The sequence below is a fragment of the Aminobacter anthyllidis genome (assembly GCF_018555685.1).
GTDB classification, from domain to species: Bacteria; Pseudomonadota; Alphaproteobacteria; order Rhizobiales; family Rhizobiaceae; genus Aminobacter; species Aminobacter anthyllidis.
The window spans coordinates 552,365-569,917 of record NZ_JAFLWW010000002.1; the positions used below are offsets into that span (position 1 = coordinate 552,365).

Genomic DNA, 17,553 nt, shown 5'->3' on the forward strand with positions numbered 1-17,553 from the left:
CGGCTCTTATGCGAAGAGCAGCAGCAGAGCGACGAGGAGCGAGAAGATGCCCAGAGCTTCGGTAACGGCGAAGCCGAAAATCAGGCGGCCGAACTGGCCGTCAGCTGCCGACGGGTTGCGCAGGGCGCCCGACAGGTAGTTACCGAAAATGGTGCCCAGGCCGATGCCTGCGCCGCCCATGCCGAGACAAGCGATGCCTGCGCCGATTGCCTTTGCTGCTTCAACTTCCATTGTCCAACTCCTTGTGGATCGAAATTTAGTTACGGTATCCAGGACGGCGGCAAGCCGCCGACGAATTCTTAGTGGCCCGGGTGCAGGGCGTCGTTGAGGTACATGCAGGTCAGCACCGCAAACACGTAGGCCTGCAGGAACGCGACCAGGACTTCCAGGCCGGTGATCGCTACCGTCATGAACAGCGGCAGGATCGAGCCAACCACGCCGACGGCGCCGAATGCGCTGAGCGAGGTGACGAAACCAGCAAAAACCTTGAGCGTGATGTGGCCGGCCAGCATGTTGGCGAACAGACGAACCGACAGGCTGATCGGACGCGACAGGAACGAAATCACTTCGATCAGCACGACCAGCGGCACCAGGATGCCAGGCACGCCATGCGGAACGAAGAGCTTCAGGAACCCGAAGCCATGCTTCATGAAGCCGTAGACGATGACCGTGCCGATGACCAGCAGCGCCAGCGCGAAGGTGACGATCAGATGGCTGGTGACGGTGAAGAAGTAAGGGAACAGGCCGATCAGGTTGGCGACGAGCACGAACATGAACAGCGAAAACACCAGCGGGAAGAAGCGCATTCCCTGGGAGCCCGCCGCGTCTCGTAGCATCGAGGCGACGAACTCGTAAGACATCTCCGAAACCGACTGCAGGCGGCTCGGCACAAGGCCGCGGCTCGACGTCGTCAGGAACAGGAAGGCGCTGGCGACGATCACGGTCGCAACCATGAAGGCGGACGAATTGGTGAAGGAGAAGTCGAGGCCGCCGATCTCGATCGGAATCAATTTCGAGATCTGAAACTGATGAATTGGATCGTTGGCCACGCTGGCCCCCCTTCGCCTAAATTGCGCCTTGCGACGCTGCTATTTCTTTTCCGGTTCGTCAGGCCGCTTATCGGGCGGCCGGATGCCGGCATCAGTAACCATTCCTGCCGAGCGCAGGACATTGAGCACGCCGGCACCGAAGCCGAGCAGCAGAAACACGATCAAGCCCCAAGGCGACGTGCCTGCCATCCGATCGATGATCCAACCCAGTCCGACACCAACCGCGATCCCGGCGATGAACTCGCTGGACAGCTTGAGTGCCTGACCGTAGCCGGCCACGCCATTCGACCCTGCACTCTTTTCCCCCTCGCGGGCAGTCTGGCGTCTTGTCGCAAGCGTTGCTTCAAGCTGTTGCCGACGGCGCTCGAGTTCGTCGTCGCGGTGTTCGTTTTCGGCTCGATTTTCAGGCCGGGTGTTTCCAGTTCCGCCTGGGCCCGAAGGCTTGGCCATTGCAAACTCCCACCCGGTCCGAGCGTATCCGTTCGTCCGCTTCAAAGTCGCCGGCAACATAGTTAGAGGGCCCCTGCCCGTCAAGCCACGGGGAGGCCCATCTAGCCAAGTATTTTATGTAAGAAAATCAGCTAGTTGCCGAAGTGCGACATCCTGCCCGTGGCTCCGGTCCGTGATCGCCTGCCGAATCCGCGCGCAATCTGGCGGCTGGCCGACTCCACGAGCCCTGCCCGGATGCGATCAGCTCCAGCCGCCGCCATAGGTGCGGTAGAAGATGTGCAGGCCGATCTTGGTCATCTTCTTCATGCCGCGCGCCCAGCCCGGATTGACGTAGTTGGCGTAATAGTGGGTCGACGACCCGACTTCGGGGATGAAGATCTTGCCGGCGGTAACCGCCATGGCGACGTCCTGCGCGGTCTTGTAATGCGAGGCGCTGGCAACGCGATCCTTGATGCCGTCGCAGGCGAACGAGAACTGGCAGCGGTTGAACCAGCCGTCGTTCTGGTAGACGACGCCGCAGATGGAGCCGGGATAGGCCGGGTTGCGCACGCGGTTGAGGATGACCTGGGCGACGGCTGCCTGGCCGCGCAGCGATTCGCCACGCGCTTCGAAATAGACGCCGTTGGCGAGGCAGGTTTGCTCGGCCTTCGAGAATACGCTCGCCGGCAGCGGGTTGGCCAGCCACCAGTGGTCGCCCATGCCCATCGGCGGGACAAAGCGCCCGTCGGCCTGGTCGTCGCTGCGCAACAGCGCTTCGAAGGGCGATGCCTTGGCGTAGTCCGGCTCGGCCGGCGCATAGGCGGTGGCCAGGATGTCGGCCTTGTCGTTGTTGACCAGGGACGCCAGCATCGCCGGCACGCCGGCTGCCGGACGCTTCGGCTCTTTGACGTGGAACGCGGCAGCGATCTCGACTTCCTTGCCCTTGATGTCGGGCTTGGCGAAAGTCAGCTTGAGGCCGCTGTCGAGTGCGGGACGCAGCAGTGAACTGGTGCGTTCGAATACCGAGCCGGCAGTGAAGTTCTTCGGCGGATTGACCCGCGAGACGTTGACGATGCGGCCCTTCTTGTCGACGCGGACGATGCGGTCCTCATCCGGCAGGTCGGACGAGCCGAACTTCTTGCCGCGGAACGAGACCGTGCCGACGCCTGCTATCTTGACGCCCGAGCCGGAGATCGGGCCGGTGATGATGCCATCGACGAAGGGCATTTCGGCGGCATGGACCGAGCCCGCGGCCGACTTTTCGACGTAAGAGCTCCAGCGCGCGCTTGGCGCTTCAAGGCCGGAGACGAGGCTGGACATGTCCTGGTAGGCGGCGACGGTGGGAAAGCCGAGCCAGATTCCGAGCCCAATGACGGCCGGCGCCAGGAACGAACGTCTGCCCGCGCGGGCAGCAGCAAACCGCCGCTTCACAACTCGTCGATGCACGGAAACTCTCCAGGACGCAACACACCCTACTGGAGAGGAAAATGATGCATTAACCTTGATGGAGCGTTAACGGTCGCAATGTTGCGGCAATGTGAAAAAGGGCCCGCATGAATGCGAGCCCTCTGAACTTCTCAGCGTTTCTTCTTGGCGCGTCCGGCGAAAGGATTGTCGGAGGTGCGCAGCGCCATGCGGATCGGCACACCAGGCATGTCGAAGGACTCGCGCAGGTTGTTGACGAGATAGCGCACATAGGACTGCGGCATCGCATCGGGACGCGAGCACGACAAGACGAAACCCGGAGGCCGTGTCTTGGCCTGGGTGATGTACTTGATCTTGAGCCGGCGACCAGCGACGGCGGGCGGCGGATGATGGGCAAGGATGCCCTCAAGCCAGCGGTTGAGCTTGCCGGTCGACACTCGGCTGTTCCAGACCCGGTGGGTCTTCATCACCGCGTCCATCAGCTTGTCGAGCCCGCGACCGGTCTCGGCCGACATCGGCACCGCCTGCATGCCGCGCGCCTGCGGCAACAGCCGCTCGGTCTTCTCGCGCAGTTCGGCAAGCGCTTCCTGCGGGTTGTCGATGAGGTCCCACTTATTGAAGGCGATGACCGGCGCCCTGCCCTCGCGGATGATCAGATCGGCGATCTGCAAATCCTGCTTTTCAAACGGGATCGTCGCGTCGAGCACGATGACGACGATCTCGGCGAAACGGATGGCACGCAGGCCGTCCTGCACCGACAGCTTTTCAAGCTTCTCCTGGACGCGAGCCTTGCGGCGCATGCCGGCGGTGTCGAACATCTTGATGCTGCGGCCATGCCAGTCCCAGTCGACCGAAATCGAATCGCGGGTAATACCGGCCTCAGGCCCGGTGAGCAGACGCTCTTCGCCGATCAGCGCATTGATCAGCGTCGACTTGCCGGCATTGGGGCGGCCAACCACGGCGATCCTGAGCGGCTTGGTCTCGTCATAGGCATGGACATCCTCGGCGTCGGGATCGGCGATGTCCTCGCCAATCAGCACGTCGCTTTCGGCAATGTCGTCGTCCTCGTCCTCGTCGTCGGCGAAGACGACTTCCTTGCCGAGCGCTTCGACAACGGCGTCGCGCAGGTCGGGCATGCCCTGGCCGTGTTCGGCCGAGATCTGCACCGGCTCGCCGATACCGAGTTCCCAGGCCTCGAGCGCGCCGCTCGAGGCACCGCGTGCCTCGGACTTGTTGGCGACGAGCACCACCGGCTTGCCGGAGCGGCGAACGATCTCGACGAAGGTACGGTCGTCGGGAGTCAGGCCGGCCTTGGCGTCGACCATGAAGAAGATGAGATCAGCTTCCTTGATGGCGATCTCGGTCTGCGCCCGCATGCGGCCCTGCAAGGTCGCAGCAGCCGCGTCCTCGAAGCCAGCCGTGTCGATGACGTCGAAGACGAGATCGTAGAGTTTCGCCGCGTGAACACGGCGGTCGCGCGTCACGCCGGGCGTGTCGTCGACAAGGGCGATCTTCTTTCCAACCAGGCGGTTGAAAAGGGTGGATTTGCCGACGTTGGGCCGGCCGATTATCGCGATCTTGAAAGCCATCGGGCCCGCATCACGTCGCGTTGCCGGAACCGCGGATCAGTTCGGCCAGGAGGTTGGAGCGCTGACGCGCATTGCGCGGAGCGCCTTCGTCGGAGGAAATCTGCTCGAACAGCTTGAGCGCGTCCGCGAGCTTGCCGTCCTTCCAGGCGGCAAGGCCGAGCGCCTCGCGAGCCGAATGGCGCAGCGGGTTGGTGTCGTTGGTCAGCGCTTCGACCCGACCCGACACATCGGCGTAAGTGCCATTGTCGACAAGAAGCAGTGCCGCGCGCAGGCGGGCGACGTCGCGAATGACATTGGGGATCGAGCTGTCGGCGGCCACTTCGTCGAAGCCGGCGATGGCGGCCTTGAAGTCACCCTTGTCGGCCTGGACGGTGGCGGCGCGCATGCGGGCGAGCAGCGGATAGGCGCCGTAGCCGTCCTTCTCCAGCGCATCGAACGCGGCAAGAGCTTCGTCGGCCTTGCCGGAGTTGGCAAGCGTCAGCGCCTGCGAGAACTGGTCGCCGGAACTGTTGGCCTTGTTTTCGACCCAGTATTCCCAGGCGACGAACAGGCCGGTACCGATGACGATCAGCACGGCGATGACGATGGCTACGGGGCCATAGCTGTCCCACAGGGCCTTCGCCCGTTCATGGCGAATTTCCTCGTTCACCTCACGAAAGAAACTGTCGTCCGACATACTATCCAATCACCTCTGCCCCTCGGGGGCCGTTTGAGCCTGCGTTTTAGCGGAATTTTGCCGTCATGGAAGGGGGCGAGGCGGAAATTCGGTGGGAGAGGTGCTCCCCGCCCCGTTTGCGGGGAGAGGGTGGTCCGGAGGACCGGGTGAGGGGCAGAGCCATACTCGCATCGGTTCGCGCTGCCCCTCATCCGCCTGCCGGCACCTTCTCCCCGTATAGTGACGGGGAGAAGGAACGCACTTGTTCACCGCCACGCCCCGTTGCCGGTCTGGCCATTGTTAGAAGAAGTTCGGGAAGCGGGGCGCGAGGCCTAGCCTTCCGATAGTAATTTATGTGGCGCGAACTCGCGCCCCGCTCGGTGTCTGTCCCGAGGTTGGCCGGTCACAGCGCCGCTCCATGTACATTCCATGGACAATCGCCGCGGCTTCTCCGCATGGTTCGAGGCGGGCTGCGCCCGCACCTCACCACGCCGACCCGTCGTCGGGCCCTCGGAGCCACGGCTACCGTAGCAGTGGCGGGAGGTCACCGCCGCCCTCCCTGATCCCCGGTGCGCACCAGGTCCCGTAAGGGCGATGCGGGAAGTGTACGGCAGGTTTTCAGGGCGTGGAAAAGCAGGAGCGGCTATCCACGTGGGTTGGTGACAGATGGTGGCAAGGATGTGGCGGGCTTTGGAAGTGCCCTACGAAGCCAACCTTCACTGTCGTGATCCTTCGCACCCCCCTCTGCCCTGCCGGGCATCTCCCCCACAAGGAGGGAGATTAGTCTCTTCGCCGGCGGCGCCCATCCTGCAGCGTTGGATAAATCCTGTGAATCCTGCGACGTTGGCTATTGGGCGAGGCGCCGATGCCGGCCTGATCTCCCCTCTTGTGGGGGAGATGCCCGGCAGGGCAGAGGGGGTGCGAATGAGGCGATGACGTGAGCGTGTGAAGGCCCGACAGCAAAAAAGACGCAAAAGCCCCCACGACCGTGGAAACGCTTTTCTTACTAGCCCAAATGGACGCATAGGCGGCGGAACGCATCCGTGCCACATTTCGGCCTTAACCGGCAGGTGTCGCCAAGCCCACGAAATTGCATCGAAGTTCTACATGTCCAAAGCGTTGCTGAGTATCCTTGTATCCGCGTCGCTGGCTGCCGTGCCGGCGATGGCCGGCCCTGCCCCCAAGGTCGAGGACGTCAAGAAGCCGCAGATCGTGCTGATCTCGTTCGACGGCGCGCATGACCTCGCGCAGTGGCAGCGCAGCCGCGAGCTTGCGGCGCGTACGGGCGCGCGGTTCACCTACTTTCTCTCTTGTGTGTTCCTGCTTTCGCGCGAAACGCGCGGTGCATATCACGCGCCCGGAAAATCGGCCGGCAAGTCGAATGTCGGCTTTGCCATGACAAAAAAGGAGGTTGTCGACCGGCTCGGGCAGATCAACCTAGCCGCGGCCGACGGCCACGACATCGCCAGCCACGCCTGCGGCCATTTCGATGGCGGCAAGTGGAGCAAGGCCGAGTGGACCAAGGAGTTCGACGCGTTTTCGACGATCATGCGCGACGCCTACAAGATCAACGGCATTTCGCCGGAGCCGGATGGCTGGGCGAGGATAGCGGCGTCGGTGAAGGGTTTTCGCGCGCCCTATCTCTCGGACAGCAAGGGGCTGACGGCCGCGCTGCGCGACAAGGGTTTTGCGTACAATGCCAGCGGCGTGTCGCGCGGGCCGGAAGAACCCAGGCTCGACGGCACGATGATGGATTTTGCCCTGCCGCTGATCCCCGAAGGGCCCTCCGAGCGGCAGATCATCGCGATGGACTACAATCTGTTCGTCCGCCACTCCGGCGGCGTCGACAAGCCCGAAGAGGCGGCGAAATACGAAAACCGCGCCTATGGCGCGTTCCGGAAGGCCTTCGACACGCAGTATGCGGGCGGACGCGTTCCGCTGCAGATCGGCTTCCACTTCACGCTGATGAACGACGGCGCCTACTGGCGGGCGCTGGAGCGCTTTGCCGGCGAGGTGTGCGTGAAGGCGGATGTCGAATGCATCAGCTATGCCGACTATGTGGGGCTGCGCAACGAGGCGGCACCGGTGCAGACCGGCGGGTGAGCTGCGATTGAACCTTCCAAGGCGGGACGCTGACGCCCCCTCCCCCTTGTGGGGAGGGATAGAGGGTGGGGGTACTTGCCAGCTTTCGGTTGGCGAGGACCTTATGCAAGATGCGGCGGCATATCCGCCTGCAGTACCCCCCATACCCCTCCCCACAAGGGGGAGGGCGTCGTCAGCGTTGCATCTCGCAATCACGCTACCGGCTGATCTTCCGGCTTCAGGCCGCCCTTTTCGCGTTCGAGATAACGCCGGTCGATATCGGGTAGCGCCTCGCCCGATAGTGTAGCTTCGAAGGCGCGCAGGCGCTTGTAGATCGAGATTAGCTCAACAATCGTCGGCCAGGCGCTGACAAGGTACTGGAATGAAGAGCTGACCTGGCTAAAGGCCGTCGATATCTGCTGCCAGATTCCAAGCGTTATCTTACCCGCAGCGATGGTAGGAATGAGAATGAGACTTGAAAAGACAGCATCCGCCTGAAGGTAACCAGAGCGAATGACATTGAAATAAGCGTAATGAAAATAGAGGTTGAAATAGTTACGCCGGACGTTCGCAAACAGTTCAGCCACGGTAGGCGGCTGGGCGCGGTCTTCATGATCTTCGCCATAGACCAGTTCCTTTCGATAGGCAGCCTCAACGCGCTGGTTCTTGAATTCGAGACCCGGTAGCTTGATGCCGAAGACCATCAGCAAGATGGTGCCAAAGAGCGACCAGAAGATCGCGGCGAAGACAAGCGAGTAAGGTATCTGGCCAACGATAGGCAGCGCAGTGACATGCGTGGATAGCTGGGCCAGCAGTGGCAAGAAGGCAATCAGCGTCATTGCAGAATCGACGAAGGCAACACCTAAGCCCTCAAGCGTCGTCGAGAAGCGCATCGTGTCTTCCTGAACACGCTGGGAAGCTCCCTCGATATGGCGCAGCTTCGGCCAATTGGCCATGTAGTAGTCGTTCATCGCGGTACGCCACCGGAAGATGTAGTGACTGACGAAGAAGCGAGTAACCACGAACAGGGAAACCGAGAAGAAGGCGATTCCGGCAAAGACCCAGAAGAGGTCGTAAAGCTCGCCTGGCGTTACTGACCCGGCGGTCGATATCGCCTTCTGGAAAAGATCGTAAAAAGGTCCACGCCATGTGTTGAGCGCAACATAGAGCTGAACAGAGGTGTAAGTGGAAAAAAGGATTGCCGACGATCCCAGGATCGACCAACGCTGCCAGGGATGCGGCGAATACCAAGCCCAAAACGCGTAGAAGACCGCAACCAAAAACCCAAAATAGATGTAGAACCAAAGGAACGGGGCTGACAAGAATATCCGGATTCCGAGTATCGGCGGAATACCGGCTGGCGCCGGAGGCATGCCGAAGACGGCCCCCAATTGTTCGCCCCCGAAGAACCAGAACAGTACGGCAGCAAGGGTCCAGAGAACCGCCGAGGTGAAGAACAGCTTCGGCTGCGGGAAGAAGGATATGAACACGGTTCCGGGTTCCTTTCGGAGACGGGGCATTGCCAGTTGGCCGCATGAAGTCACACTTCGTGGCACAAGGGAATCCCCTGCGGCGGCCGGTTATGGCAATGCGTGCCGGATCGTGGCGATTTTCCGCACCGGAATATTACAGTTTGGTCATTTGCGCAGTTCGGGGACGACATGGACCAGCCAGCATATGCGGCAGCATCACTTTATGCCGCGCTCAACGCCCTGATCCTTGTGTGGCTGACGCTGGCGACAGCGCGGGTCAGGCGCAAGCACATGGTGCTGATCGGCGACGGCGGCGTAGCGCGTCTCGGCCGGACGATGCGCGGCCATGCCAACGCGATCGAAAACATTCCAGTGATGCTAGTGCTGCTGGGGTTTGGCGCGGCGCTTGGGGCGCCTGCGATCGCGATCCACGTGCTGGGCGCGGCTTTCACCTTCGGCCGCGCGGTTCACGCCTGGCACTTCACCCATGAGCAGGCGGCGCAATGGCAGCGCGCGACGGGCTTCGGGCTCAGCGTGGTGACGCTGGCGGCGGCGGCTATTGGCGTGCTCGGCCAGGCCGTGTTGCTGCTCTAGGCACGGCACTCGCCGGGCACCGGCAGGGCTCGTGCAAAGCCACTGCCTAGCGGCAGGTCGCCGAGCTCGCGTGCATCCATGCGCTCGATATCAGGGTGGGAGAGCGGATCGCGCAGCCAGGTGAGAAAACGCTCGGTGTCGATGCCGCGGCTGTCGCGCTGGCCCTGAAGCAGATTGGAAAGGCTTGAGAAAATCTTCATCTGACTTCTCCTGAAGCATTGATCCTTTCGCACTATTTTCGCTACAAACACTCACTCTACAATCAAGAATGTCGCGGACGGAGTTTAGAAAATCTCAAGTGATGCGCTCAATCGCGTGCATCTCAACGGCTTCCGCGCGGTGGAGAGCGTGGCGCGCTGCGGCTCGCTGGTCAAGGCGGCAGAGGAGCTGGGCGTCTCGGCCAGCGCGGTGAGCCAGCAGATCAGCCGGACAGAAGCGCAGCTGGGCCGCGCCATCTTCCAGCGCACCGGCGCGGGGCTGGCGCTGACCGCCTTCGGGGCGGAGTTCTGCGCGCGGCTGACGACCGGCTTCCAGGAACTGGCGCGCGCGATGGCGCTGGCCGACGAGACAAACTCGAACGTTCTGGTGGTGTCGGTGGCGCCCGCCTTCGCCTCGCGCTTTTTGGTGCAACGGCTCAGTCGCTTCAACCAGCGCCATCCCGAGATCAAGCTGAGGATCGACGCCTCGACCGGGCTCGTCGATCTCGACCACTCCGACGTCGACCTGGCGATCCGCATGGGCGACGGCACATGGCCAGGCGTGCGCGCCGAGCTGCTGCTGGCGCAGGAGGTGTTTCCGGTCTGCGCGCCAGCACTTGCCGCGCAGCTGAAGCAGCCGGCCGATTTGGCGCGTCTGCCCGTCATCGCCGACGAGAGCACGATGATCAGCTGGGAGCGCTGGTTCGAAGCGGCCGGCTTGCAAAAGCCGTTTCCGGTGCAGCCGGCGGGGCCTTCCTTCACCGACCCGATCCTCGGCATCGACGCGGCGGTGGCCGGACAGGGCGTGGCGCTGGCGTGGCAGCTGTTGTCTGCGGACGCGCTGGCCGACGGGCGGCTGGTGGCGCCGTTCGGCATCACGGTGGCCAGCGGGCTCGGCTACTACATGGTCAGTTCGAAGCTGGAGCGACCGGGCCGCAAGGTGCGCGATTTTTCGACATGGCTGCGCGAGGAGGTAGCGACGACAATGGCGCGGTTCGGCACGCGCGCCAGCTAGTCTGTCAGTTGGTCGGCCCGGGCATTGTCAGCCCGGGCATTGTCAGCCCGGAAATGCCGCCTCGTAGGCCTCCGGCTTGAAGCCGACGACGCGGCGGCTGCCAAGGTCGAGCATCGGACGCTTGATCATCGAGGGCTGGGCGAGCATCAAAGCGATGGCCTTGTCGGCGTCGAGGTCTTGCTTGTCCGCGTCGGGCAGCTTCTTGAAGGTGGTGCCGGCGCGGTTGAGCACGGTTTCCCAGCCGAATTCCTTGACCCAGCTCTCCAGGCTTTTGCGGTCGATGCCAGCGGCCTTGTAGTCGTGGAAGTCGTAGTCAACGCCGTGGCCTTCAAGCCAAGTCCGGGCCTTCTTGATCGTGTCGCAGTTCTTGATGCCGTACATGGTGATGGACAAGACCGGGCCTCCGCAAGCGCGGCCGGCCGGGCGGACCCGACTCGGCCAGTTTCAGGTAGCGGCTAGGTTCTACACCGCGCCCGTTTTGGCAAGCGCGTGGCGCCAGGCGACCGCCTCGACCTCGACCAGGATCTCGGGCATGACGAGGGCTGTCACGACCATGGCGCTGGCGGCCGGCGGGTTGGCGGCGAAGATGCGGGTCTTGACCGAGGCATAGGCCTGGTAGGCATCCGGGCTGGTCAGGAAGCAGCGCAGCGACACGACATGGCCGAGCGTCAGACCTGCCTCGGCCAGCACCGCCTCGATGTTGCGGAACACCTGCTCGGCCTGCCCGGCGGGATCGCCCGGGCAGACGATCTGCCGGTCCTTGAGCGCCACCTGCCCCGAGACGAGCACGAAGTCGCCGCAGCCGACGGCCTGGCTCATGCCGGGAAAGGCCATGCCTGGCGGGTTGAAGCGTTCGACGTTGCAGGCTTCGCTCATGGCTGTCCGGCTCCCGGTGCGGGGGCTATGATCACGTCGATCCGCCCTCCCCTCAGTTTGGTGGTGACTTCAGGATCGTGGTGCGGGGCAACACAGATGAACAGGTCGCGGCCGTCGGCTCCGCCGAGCATGCAGGCATAGGGGCTGGCATCAGGGATGACGACCCGATCGACGATCTCACCCGCCGGGCCGATGCGCAGCACCGTCTTCTCGTAGGGCGAGGCCGCCCAAACATGACCTTCGGCATCGAGGCAGATGCCGTCGGGCACATGGCCGTCGACGGCCGCGAACAGCCGGCGGTTGGAGAGGTGGCCATCCGCGCCGATGTCGAAGGCCGTAAGACGCGCCGCCATCGATTCGGCAATGATCAACGTGCGGCCATCGGGCGAGATGACAGTGCCATTGGGGCACATCAGGCCGTCTGCGGCGATGCTGACCTCGCCATCCGGCGTGACCATCGCCAGCACCGTCGGCGCCGGCGGCTGGCCGGCGTAGAAGTCGAAGCCGATATTGCCGACATAGGCGCGGCCCTCGCCGTCCACGACCATGTCGTTGGAGTGGAACGGGTGGACGCCGGCGAGATCGGCGTGGAGCACGAGCTTGCCGTCGCGGCTCCGCCTAAACAGCTTGCGGTCGTTCATCGACACGACCAGCAGGTCGCCATCGGGCAACCAGCCCATGCCGGATGGGCCGCCCGGAACGGCGAAGCTGTCGCGGCGCGTGCCGGCGCCACCCAGCACATGGACGAGGCCGTCGTGCTGGTCGGCGAACCACAGTTGCCCGTCGCGCCAGCGGGGGCATTCGGGATAGACAAATCCCCCCGCGATCGTGCGAACCGAATGCGTCATGCCGGAAGCCTGGGTCATGCAGGAACCCGGGCGCAGGCGCTGAGGATTTCGCCGAGCTTCTTGATGCCGCGTTCGATGATGTCTTCGCTGACGTGGCTGTAGGCGAGGCGCAGGAACTGGCGGCCGTCGGTCTCGCCCATGAAGCGCTCACCGGGGCGGAAGAAGATGCCCTCCTTGGCAGACATTTCGGCCGCGCGCTGCCAGTCGACGCGTTCGTCGATCTCGAGCCAGAGATAGAACGAGCCCTGCGGCATGCGGAAGGTGACGTAGTTGCCGCAATAGTCGCGCACGGCGCGCGCCGCCGTCTCGGCCTTGCTCTTGTAGACCTTGTTGACCTCGGCGATGTGATCCTCGAGCAGGCCGTCGGCGATGAACGAGGTCATGACGCGCGCATGCCACTGACCGACACCGAGGTCCTGGCGCACGGCGGCGATGGGTTCGATGGCGGCAGCCGGGCCGGCGATCCAGCCGAGACGAAGCGCGGGTGCGACGATCTTGGAGAAGCTGCCGCACTGGATGACGCGGTCGCCGGTGTCGAGGCTGAGCAGCGTCGGCAGTTCCTCGCCGGCGAAGCGCAGGTCGCCATAGACATTGTCCTCGATGATGAGGAAGTCGTGTTCCCTGGCAAGCTTCAAGAGCTGGTGGCGGCGCGGCACCGACATTTCGGTGCAGGTCGGCGTCTGGAAGGTCGGGATTGTGTAGACGACCTTGACCTTCTTGCCCTCGGCCTTGACCTTGTTGAGCAGGGTTTCGAGCGCGTCGATGTCCATGCCGTGATCGTCGACCGGCACCGTGCGCAGGTCGCCGCCGGCCATCTGCATGAAGCGCAGCGCATAGGGGAAGGACGCGGCCTCGGCAACGACGACGTCGCCCGGGTTGACGTAGCCGTTGGCGGCGAGCGCGATGCCCTGCACCGAGCCGGAGGTCAGGATGACACCTGAGGTGCCGAGCTGCTTGCCCTGGGTGCGCTCGATGCGGTCGGCGATCTCCTTGCGCAGGCCCTTGAAGCCGAACACCAGCTCCTCATAGCCGGTTGCAGGATCGAAATAGTCGAGCACCTTGGCGCCGTGCTCGTCGAGCGCCTTGCGGGCGAGACGGACCAGATCCTCGGTCGGGAAGGTCTCGGGCGCGGCAAGGCCCTGGTCGAAGTTGAAGATCGCCGGAACCTCGGGATCGGGGAAAAACAGGGCGGGTCCTGAGCCGGAGAGCGTGGCGCGGAGATGATCGACAGACATGGTTTCCTCCTTGGATTGTTGTTTTCAGCTTGTCGTGGTGTCCGGGGCGAAGGTGCCCGAGGTAACAGGGCTCTCGCGGTTGCGGCGCTTGAGCGAGCGGGCGAGCGTGCCGCGGAGGGCCGTCCAGCGTTCGCGCCAGCTGGCGGCAAGGCCGGCCTGCACGACCCGCAGCGCGCCATGGTCGGGAAACGGCTGGGCCGTCAGTACCAGGCCAGCAAGCCGCCACAGGACGGACCGCTTCTTGGTGCCGTGGTCGTCGTGCATGGCCTCAAGCTCGGCGACCGTGAACGGCTCCTCGTGGAGATAGCCGGCCACGACCGCGTCCTCGACCAACTGCCTGCCGCGATCGGTGCGGGCGATGTGCATGTTCCAGCCGTCGCCGGCCTCGCGATGGCTCGGCTTGCCACTGTCCATGACCCAGCAGTCGCCGGCGACGACATCGGCATGCTCGCCTGTACCGTCGGCGCAGATCTTGCAGCGGAACATCAGCTCGTAGGTGAGGTTGGAGAACCAGGTCTCGTCGTAGGTCTGGCTGTGCTCCTTGCCCTGCCGGGTGCGGAGATAGGTGGGACCGGGCCAGCCATGGCCGCGATAGCGGAACTCCGCGACATCGCGGTGATCTTCGCCGAAACGGCGCACGATGTTGTAGGTGGCGGCGATGCTCGGATTGCCGCCGCAGAACATCGCCAGCATGTAGGGGATCTGCAATTCGACGCGCGGATCGACACGCGCGAGGTTGCGCAGCGTCGCGACATCGCAGGGCTTGCCGATGAAGGCGAAGCGTCTGCCGCTGTCGAGCGCGGCACTTATGTCCCTGAGCGGCGCTGTCGGCCCGTAGCGTGAGCCGGCACAAGCCACGATCTCGTCACGGGTAGTGTTGAAGCGGACTTCGTTCTCCAGCGGATTGTTGGCGGAGACACCGACCTGAAGGATGCCGTCGACCTCGCCGCTTTCGACGAGATAGACCGCGAGCGCCGTCAGCACGCCGCCGGTGGCGCTCTTGAAACGGATCTCCCGGTCCGTCGCGTGGCCCTTGGCCAGATGCAGGATGGGCCCGAAGATGCGGTGCGGAGCGGCCGCATCGGGCACGGGGCCAGGTTGCCGCCTTCCGGTGCAGACCTGCATGACAGCACTTTGTTCGGCATTGTTGAGCGGGCGCAGCCGGCGGGGCCGCATGAAGCCTTGCGGGGAAAGGTCCATGCCGAGCACATCGTTGCCCAGCAGGCTCGCGCAGGCGCCGCAGCCGGTGCACAGGCCACGCTCGACGACATCCTCTACCCGCTCGGCAACACGCATGCGCTATCCTCCCGGCGGCGGCCTCGCGACCGCGCCCCAGCGACATTTGTTCGATCTGTGGTGTTGGACATTGTTGTAGGCCGGCGATGTCAGGCTGGGCAAATTGCCATTGCGAATGAGCGACATCAGCCGAAATGATCCTGACCGGCCACGGGCAGCGGGAAGCAATCGTCAAGCACGTTACGGACCCAGTCATGAGCAGGGCTGCCCTCCGACGAGGGGTGCCAGTAAAGCCAGGTCTGCAGCGGCGGCATGCGGAACGGGCGTGGCACGGCGATGAACGCGCCAGCACCCAGGAAATGGCGGACAAAGGACGTGGGGATGGTGAGACACAGGTCGCTGCTTGACAGGATCGCCCCGGCGGCGAGGCAGTGTTCGACATGAACCGTCACCTGGCGCTTGTGCCTGAGACGCGCCAAGGCACCGTCGACGAGGTTTGCGACCCGTGGACGGTTGGAGATGTGGAGGTGCTTCAGCGCCAGATAGCGCTCGATGGTCAGCGGCCCGGTCAAGGCCGGATGGTCCTTGCGCATGACGCAGACGAATTCGTCGCTGAACAACAGGCGCTGCCCGAAACCCGGCTCGGCGAGCGGATGCGACTCGACGGCGAAATCGATCTCGCCCGACGCCAGCCCGGAAAACAGGCTGCGCTCCGACATGAAGTGATTGCGGACGCTCAGCGTCGAGCCGAGACGGTTGAGCACGCCGACGAACGGCGCCAGCACGACGGCTTCGGCGTAGTCGCTCATGCTGAAGCAGACGACGCGCTCAGAGACGACCGGGTCGAAGCGCTCGTGCCGCGCAAGGGTGCGATCAAGCGCCGTCAGCGCCTCCCTGACCGGGCCGATCAGGGTTTCGGCCAGCGGCGTCGGCGCCACCCCTTGCCGGGCCCGGACAAACAATTGGTCGCCGAAGATGTCGCGCAAGCGCGCAAGGCTGTTCGAAACCGCTGGCTGGGTGACGTTGAGCGTTTCGGCGGCGCGTGTGATGCTTGCCTCGGCGTAGACTGCCTCGAAGACGTGGAGGAGGTTGAGGTCGAGCTTGGCCAGATTGCGCAAGACCATCGCGTCACTCCTCCTCTGCCCCGGCAGCTCCTCGGCGAAACGGCCATTACGTCTCGTCAGGTCAGCATCGGCCTCGTCCGAAGGGACTAGACGCCGGCCCTTGCGGAAGGCCTTGGCATAAATTACATAGGTACCTAATGATATCTATACTAACAGATAGGGGAGCAAAATGAGCGCCGATGAACTGAAGAGCGCATTTTTCGACGAGCTCTTGAAGGTCAACCGCAAGCTCAGGACGATGTTCGACGCCCGGGTGAAGAAGCGCGGGCTGACGCTGGCACGCGCCCGGCTGATGATGCAGATCGCCGAATGCGAGGGCAAGACGCAGGCCGAACTGGCCGAGCAGATGCATATCGAGCAGCCGTCGCTTGTCGGCCTTATCGACGGGCTGGAGAAGAAGGGGTTGGTGGTTCGCTGCACCACCGACGACGATCGCCGCGCCAAGCGGATTTTCCTGACGCCGATTGCCAGGCGCGAGGCCGACAGCATGATCGCCTATGTCGCCGAACTGCGCGGCCAGGTGCTGGCCGGCGTCGACGACGCCGACATCGAGAGCGCGACGCGCGTGCTCGCCATTCTGAGCCGAAACATCGGCGAGGCCGCCGAGGACTAAGTGGCCGCGATGCAGCAACCAGCAGATCCAGACGCGCCGCGCGACGAGACGCAAAGCCGGAGCAGGCCGACGCCGCGGTACCGGGCAGGCGCCAGCCGCACCGGCTCCATTCGTACGGTGGTGGTCAGCATCGACACCAATGCGGAGCCATCGGCCGAGACGGCCGCGAACTCAGCGGACGGGTGGTTGAAGGCGCTTCCTGCAACGCCTCCCGCCTGAGAACCTTGGGCCTGCGCCTTCCATCGGCAGGGCCTCCTAGGCTCGATGCGTTCATTGCTGACATCGCGTCCAATTATTGTCTACAATCTTTGTCGACAAATTTGTTGACTTGTGCCCGATTTGAGATTCAATAGGGTGCGGGCAGCAGTTTGGGCCCACTTGGGAGGAGGGTTGGATGGACGCTGAGGCCGGGAAGCGGCACGCCACCGATCAGGAGATCTACGAAAAGATCTGGAATGCCATCGCGGAGCGCCAGGTTGGCCCGGGCACGCGGCTCAAGGAAGAGCAGCTCTCCGAGATATTTTCCGCCAGCCGGGCGCGCATTCGCCAGGTTCTGCAGAATTTGGCTCGCGACGGGCTGATCACACTGGTTCCAAACCGCGGTGCCTTCGTATCCAAGCCGTCGATCGAGGAAGCGCGCGACGTGTTCTTCGCCCGCCGCACCATCGAGGAACGGCTTGTCGAGCGGCTGTGCGCGACGATCGACGCCGACGGCATCGCCAAGCTGGGTGAGCATGTCGACCAGGAGCGCAAGGCGCACCAGAGCGGCGACGACGCCGGCGCCATCCGCCTGTCAGGCGCATTCCACATGCTGATCGCCGAACTGGCGCGGTCGCAGATCCTCGCCTCGCTGCTGCGCGACCTGGTCTCGCGGACATCGCTGATCATGGCGATGTACCAGCAGAAGGAAATCCAGAGCTGCGGCCCCGACGAACATGCGGCGATCATGCAGAGCATCACCGCGCGCGACGCCAAGAAGGCGCTCGCCGTCATGCACCATCACCTCGCCCATATCGAAAACCAGCTCGACCTCGAAAGCGACCGCGTGGTCGCGCGCGACCTGGAAGACATTCTCGGGCTCTAGTTCCTTGCAGGAACATGACCTGAAGCCCAC

The 17,553-nt window shown here is 63.8% G+C and carries 19 protein-coding genes; 5 read left to right on the forward strand and 14 right to left on the reverse strand.

Annotation, left to right across the window (positions count from 1 at the left end):
• Nucleotides 1-6: 6 nt before the first annotated feature.
• The 6 genes from J1C56_RS07795 to J1C56_RS07820 all read right to left on the reverse strand — a co-directional run bounded on the left by J1C56_RS07795 (nt 7) and on the right by J1C56_RS07820 (nt 5,168).
• Nucleotides 7-231, reverse strand: coding sequence for a F0F1 ATP synthase subunit C (locus J1C56_RS07795; protein ID WP_182575428.1), 225 nt, complete (start codon nt 229-231; stop codon nt 7-9).
• Between the two features lie 68 nt (nt 232-299).
• Nucleotides 300-1,049, reverse strand: coding sequence for a F0F1 ATP synthase subunit A (locus J1C56_RS07800; RefSeq protein WP_184769472.1), 750 nt, complete (start codon nt 1,047-1,049; stop codon nt 300-302).
• 39 nt (nt 1,050-1,088) lie between these two features.
• Nucleotides 1,089-1,499: an AtpZ/AtpI family protein gene (locus tag J1C56_RS07805; protein ID WP_214387625.1), complete on the reverse strand. Its 411-nt coding sequence runs from the start codon at nt 1,497-1,499 to the stop codon at nt 1,089-1,091.
• A gap of 240 nt (nt 1,500-1,739) precedes the next feature.
• Nucleotides 1,740-2,924, reverse strand: coding sequence for a cell wall hydrolase (locus J1C56_RS07810; protein ID WP_214387627.1), 1,185 nt, complete (start codon nt 2,922-2,924; stop codon nt 1,740-1,742).
• A gap of 131 nt (nt 2,925-3,055) precedes the next feature.
• A complete protein-coding gene (der, locus tag J1C56_RS07815) occupies nt 3,056-4,492 on the reverse strand; it encodes a ribosome biogenesis GTPase Der (RefSeq protein WP_214387629.1) in 1,437 nt (478 codons plus the stop codon).
• 10 nt (nt 4,493-4,502) lie between these two features.
• Nucleotides 4,503-5,168, reverse strand: a complete 666-nt coding sequence (locus tag J1C56_RS07820) for a tetratricopeptide repeat protein (protein WP_214387631.1) — start codon at nt 5,166-5,168, stop codon at nt 4,503-4,505.
• A gap of 1,086 nt (nt 5,169-6,254) precedes the next feature.
• Between J1C56_RS07820 and J1C56_RS07825 the strand changes: the two genes are divergently transcribed.
• A complete protein-coding gene (locus J1C56_RS07825) occupies nt 6,255-7,250 on the forward strand; it encodes a polysaccharide deacetylase family protein (protein ID WP_214387633.1) in 996 nt (331 codons plus the stop codon).
• Between the two features lie 191 nt (nt 7,251-7,441).
• Here the strand turns inward: J1C56_RS07825 and sbmA are convergent, their stop codons facing one another.
• Complete coding sequence (gene sbmA / locus J1C56_RS07830; RefSeq protein WP_214387635.1) at nt 7,442-8,719, reverse strand: peptide antibiotic transporter SbmA; 1,278 nt, start codon at nt 8,717-8,719, stop codon at nt 7,442-7,444.
• A gap of 171 nt (nt 8,720-8,890) precedes the next feature.
• Here sbmA and J1C56_RS07835 point away from each other — a divergent pair, with 171 nt between their 5' ends.
• Nucleotides 8,891-9,295 (forward strand): MAPEG family protein, encoded by a 405-nt coding sequence (locus tag J1C56_RS07835; protein ID WP_214387637.1) that lies wholly within the window; start codon nt 8,891-8,893, stop codon nt 9,293-9,295.
• On the opposite strand, the gene J1C56_RS07840 is transcribed toward J1C56_RS07835, so the two are convergent.
• Complete coding sequence (locus J1C56_RS07840; RefSeq protein WP_214387639.1) at nt 9,292-9,495, reverse strand: hypothetical protein; 204 nt, start codon at nt 9,493-9,495, stop codon at nt 9,292-9,294. The genes J1C56_RS07835 and J1C56_RS07840 overlap by 4 nt on opposite strands.
• A 115-nt stretch (nt 9,496-9,610) precedes the next feature.
• Between J1C56_RS07840 and J1C56_RS07845 the strand changes: the two genes are divergently transcribed.
• Nucleotides 9,611-10,507, forward strand: coding sequence for a LysR substrate-binding domain-containing protein (locus J1C56_RS07845; RefSeq protein ID WP_214387641.1), 897 nt, complete (start codon nt 9,611-9,613; stop codon nt 10,505-10,507).
• Nucleotides 10,508-10,549: 42 nt separating this feature from the next.
• Here J1C56_RS07845 and J1C56_RS07850 read toward each other — a convergent pair whose 3' ends face one another.
• The 6 genes from J1C56_RS07850 to J1C56_RS07875 all read right to left on the reverse strand — a co-directional run bounded on the left by J1C56_RS07850 (nt 10,550) and on the right by J1C56_RS07875 (nt 15,826).
• Entirely contained in the window at nt 10,550-10,900 is a 351-nt protein-coding gene (locus J1C56_RS07850) for an ArsC family reductase (RefSeq protein ID WP_214387643.1), read from the reverse strand.
• A gap of 69 nt (nt 10,901-10,969) precedes the next feature.
• Complete coding sequence (locus J1C56_RS07855) at nt 10,970-11,383, reverse strand: RidA family protein (protein ID WP_214387645.1); 414 nt, start codon at nt 11,381-11,383, stop codon at nt 10,970-10,972.
• A complete protein-coding gene (locus tag J1C56_RS07860) occupies nt 11,380-12,249 on the reverse strand; it encodes an SMP-30/gluconolactonase/LRE family protein (RefSeq protein WP_214387646.1) in 870 nt (289 codons plus the stop codon). The genes J1C56_RS07855 and J1C56_RS07860 overlap by 4 nt, the downstream gene beginning before the upstream one ends.
• A complete protein-coding gene (locus J1C56_RS07865; protein WP_214387648.1) occupies nt 12,246-13,466 on the reverse strand; it encodes an aminotransferase-like domain-containing protein in 1,221 nt (406 codons plus the stop codon). Before J1C56_RS07865 ends, J1C56_RS07860 begins: the two co-directional genes overlap by 4 nt.
• A gap of 24 nt (nt 13,467-13,490) precedes the next feature.
• Nucleotides 13,491-14,762, reverse strand: coding sequence for a Coenzyme F420 hydrogenase/dehydrogenase, beta subunit C-terminal domain (locus J1C56_RS07870; protein WP_214387650.1), 1,272 nt, complete (start codon nt 14,760-14,762; stop codon nt 13,491-13,493).
• A gap of 125 nt (nt 14,763-14,887) precedes the next feature.
• The gene (locus tag J1C56_RS07875) at nt 14,888-15,826 is read right to left on the reverse strand and encodes a LysR family transcriptional regulator (RefSeq protein WP_214387653.1); all 939 of its coding nucleotides are present in this window, start codon (nt 15,824-15,826) and stop codon (nt 14,888-14,890) included.
• Between the two features lie 169 nt (nt 15,827-15,995).
• Here J1C56_RS07875 and J1C56_RS07880 point away from each other — a divergent pair, with 169 nt between their 5' ends.
• Together J1C56_RS07880 and J1C56_RS07885 are read left to right on the forward strand one after the other, a co-directional pair.
• Nucleotides 15,996-16,439, forward strand: coding sequence for a MarR family winged helix-turn-helix transcriptional regulator (locus J1C56_RS07880; RefSeq protein WP_214387655.1), 444 nt, complete (start codon nt 15,996-15,998; stop codon nt 16,437-16,439).
• Nucleotides 16,440-16,833: 394 nt separating this feature from the next.
• Complete coding sequence (locus J1C56_RS07885) at nt 16,834-17,523, forward strand: GntR family transcriptional regulator (RefSeq protein WP_214387657.1); 690 nt, start codon at nt 16,834-16,836, stop codon at nt 17,521-17,523.
• The last annotated feature ends 30 nt before the right edge of the window (nt 17,524-17,553 follow it).